The sequence below is a fragment of the Bartonella vinsonii subsp. arupensis OK-94-513 genome (assembly GCF_000278235.1).
Lineage (GTDB): Bacteria > Pseudomonadota > Alphaproteobacteria > Rhizobiales > Rhizobiaceae > Bartonella > Bartonella arupensis.
In genome coordinates, this window is sequence record NZ_JH725039.1 from 68214 (window position 1) to 71784 (window position 3571).

The following is a 3571-nucleotide window of genomic DNA, read 5'->3' on the forward strand; positions in this document are numbered from 1 at the left end:
ACTCTCTCTCCTCTTTACAGGAGAATAAACCCAGCTCTCTTTTTATAAAATATTCCCATTCTCCGGCAACTACAACACAATTCAATGTTTTAACCCTTATTCAGAAAAACACTTAACTTTATGCAGAATATTCAAAAATGGAAAACAACTAAAAATTCATCCAGCACCAATCTATACTCTTTAATATAGATACAAAACACATTTACGATCTAAAGAAAAATCATTTTCTGAGAATGATTACTGAATTATTGTAACACTGCCTATTTCTCGCAGCTGTGGCTTCTCTGTTCTTTTTCTTCAATACGCAAACAGAAAATTGCACGAAGACGATATGTGTTTTCAAATAAAAGATTTTCATCAACATATCATAATATAATAATACTTTTATTCTTCCATAAAAATAGAAAAACATTAACTATTAAATAAGTTTTCGATAAAAATATTTACTTAAAATAACAAAAAAATTATTAAAAATAAATACATTATGTATGTAAATATAAACAACTATTTAAATAATATAAATAACTATTTACATAATAATACTATTTATTTAAACAACTAAATAGTAATATTAATATTTCAATTTCACTCTCTTTTACATCCTCTAAATCAGGAAAACATTCATGTCTAAAAAATCCCTCTTGTTGTGCACAGCAGCCGCAACAATCTTACTGTTTGGCACCCATTACAATCTACATGCGGAAAACCTTGAAGTTTCTACGGGAAAAAGTGAAGTCTCCAATAAAACCTATGAAACAATTCATGCCAAAACAGGGGGAAAAATTATTGGTAAAAATTTAACAATCATCGGAGATAAAAAGACTAACCCTCCATTAGGAGGCCCATATCCGACCCCAGGAAAATATGCTGTAACAGCTGAAGGTGCAGACAGTTCTATTGAATTACTGGATAACACGACTCTTAAAGGAACAGATTCTAATATTTTCCTTGGGCTTCAAGGAAAAGATGGCGGTTCAATTAAAATGATTGGGGGATCCATTATAGTTTCTGGAATAGCTGCTTCTTTTGAGAACAGCAAAAGTAGCAAAAACATGCTAGAAAATGTAACGATAGCACACCCTAAAGATAACGACGGTTCAATGGCCAACGGAATATATGTCACGAACAGCTCTCTCACCTTGAACAACGTAACTGTTGGTTTAGCTACCGATGCTTTAAAGGTAGATAATAATTCTGTCGTAACTGTATCAGGAGGGTCCTTTAATGGAAGTGTGAGTTCTGAAAGCGGCAGCATTCTTACTCTAAAGGACGATGTTAAAATAACGACTAATTACACTGGACTCACGTCAAGATATACACAAGCCAAAATCACAATGACGGGAGGAGAAGTCACTGCGAAACAAATGGCATTATATGCAGAAAATGGTCATATCACTATCACAGATGTTGCTCTGAAAACGGATGGTAATGGAACGGGTGCACACGTCGCGGGCTCAAAAAGCACTATTAATTTGCAAAATACCACAATTGAAGAGGCTAAAATCGGACTTGAGGCAAAAGACAATGGTGTCATTCAAATGACAGGAGGATCTATCACTGTTTCCCAGACAGGAGCTTCTTTTGAGAACAACAATAATGACAAAAACAAGCTAGAAAATGTGAAAATATCGAGCGGTAACGATGGCACCTTAATGGATAAAGGAATAAGTGCCGAAAAAAGCACTGTGACTTTAAAAGATGTAACCGTCAGTCAAGCAACAACAGGCATATTTGCAAATGATGACTCCACAATAACAGTATCCGGAGGATCATTCGATGGAAAAACTGATGGGGTATATGCTAAAGAAGGCGGCACCATTACTTTAGATGAAAAAGCTACAGTCACATCATCTGAAGGCAATGGACTCCATGCAGAAGGTTCAGGAACTAAAATCACGAAGACGGGAGGAACTGTCAGTGGAAAACAAAATGCATTATTTGCAGAAAAAGGCGGACAGATCGATGCCACAGATGTTGCTTTAACAACAGATGGCAAAGGAACTGGTGCAAAAGCCGATGGCGCTGACAGCGTAATTACATTAAAAGGCACAACAACCATTGAAAAAGTTGCAAACGGCCTTGATGTACAAAATGGAGCTACAGCCAAAATGACCGGTGGTTCTATTGCTGCTTCTCAAATTGGTGCTCTTTTCAACGCTAGCGGAAGTGATAAAAACAAAAACATGCTAGAGAATGTGAACATATCGAACAGCGAAAATGGCACCTTAATGGATAAGGGAATAAGTGCCGAAAAAAGCACGGTTACTTTAAACAAAGTAACCGTCACTAAAGCAAACCAAGGCATATTTGCAAATGATCATTCGACAATAACAGCCTCTGGAGGATCGTTTGAGGGAAAAGATAACGGGGTACATGCTCAAAACGGCAGCACCATTACTTTAAAAGACAATACGACAGTCTCCTCATCTGATGGCAATGGCCTCCATGCAGAGGGTGCAGGATCTAAGATCACAATGAAAGGAGGAACTGTCATAGGAGGAGTTGTGAATGGACGTAAAGGCGCATTATTTACAGAAAATGGTGGACGTATTGAAGTTGCGGATGTTACTCTAAAAACAAATAATAATTTAGGAAACGGTGCATCAGCAATTGGTCCTGATAGCATAATTGAATTAAAAGGCAAAACACGCATTGAAAACGTTATAAGCGGACTGAGAGTAGAACAAGGTGGTAAAATCACTAGCGAAAATTTAACAATAACTATTGATGAAAAACAAGTATACGATACTGTAGGTGTAGATGCCAACGATCCCAATAGTGAAATTCAATTAAAGGGTAATACAACCCTTGAAAAAGTTTCGAACGGTCTTTTCGCCTCTAATGGTGGTAAAATCACTAGCGAAAATTTAACCGTAGTCGGTGAGATTTATGAATACCCCGCTCGCATAGGATATGGTGCATATACAATGGAATCTGGGAGTGAAATTAAATTAACGGGCAAAACAACCATTCAAAATTTTGGTATTGGTCTCTATGCTAGTGAAGATGGCACAATTAAGATGGTTAATGGCGCTATTGATGCTAATTCTAAAGGTCCAGATACCGAATTCGACACTCCTCAGAATGGGAAGAAAAATAAAATAGAAGCAAAAGAAGCTGCACTGGTTGTAGTAAATGGCGGACATATTGATCTGACAGATATTTCTGCAACAGCAGAAGCTATCGGTTTACAATTCGCAACTTTCCCTGATCTTTTAGGAAATGATCCACAAAAATATCGTAGCAATGAGATCAATCTGACCAATGCAGAGATTCATGCTGAAAATCATACAGGAATTTCAGTTGGAGCTTTTGTTAAAAAAAACATCGAAAATGCTGCTGCTCCATCAATCGGTACAGTCAATCTTAAAAAATCAGAAGTCCATGCTGACGTATTATTAGGAGATGGTACTTTTTGGAATGAAAATTTTTGGAACAATAAAGATGTTAAAGCGATCACCAACGGCACCTTCACATTAAATGCAGATCAATCCACTCTAGAGGGCAGAGCAACAATTGCTAAAGACAGAAATGTCCACTTTGATCTGAAAAACAACACCATATGGACATT

At 36.9% G+C, this 3571-nt stretch carries 1 pseudogene; it reads left to right on the forward strand.

Going from position 1 to position 3571, the window contains the following annotated elements:
- Nucleotides 1-623 precede the first annotated feature (623 nt).
- Nucleotides 624-3571 (forward strand): annotated as a pseudogene (locus tag ME1_RS07350) (autotransporter outer membrane beta-barrel domain-containing protein); the annotation flags it as partial.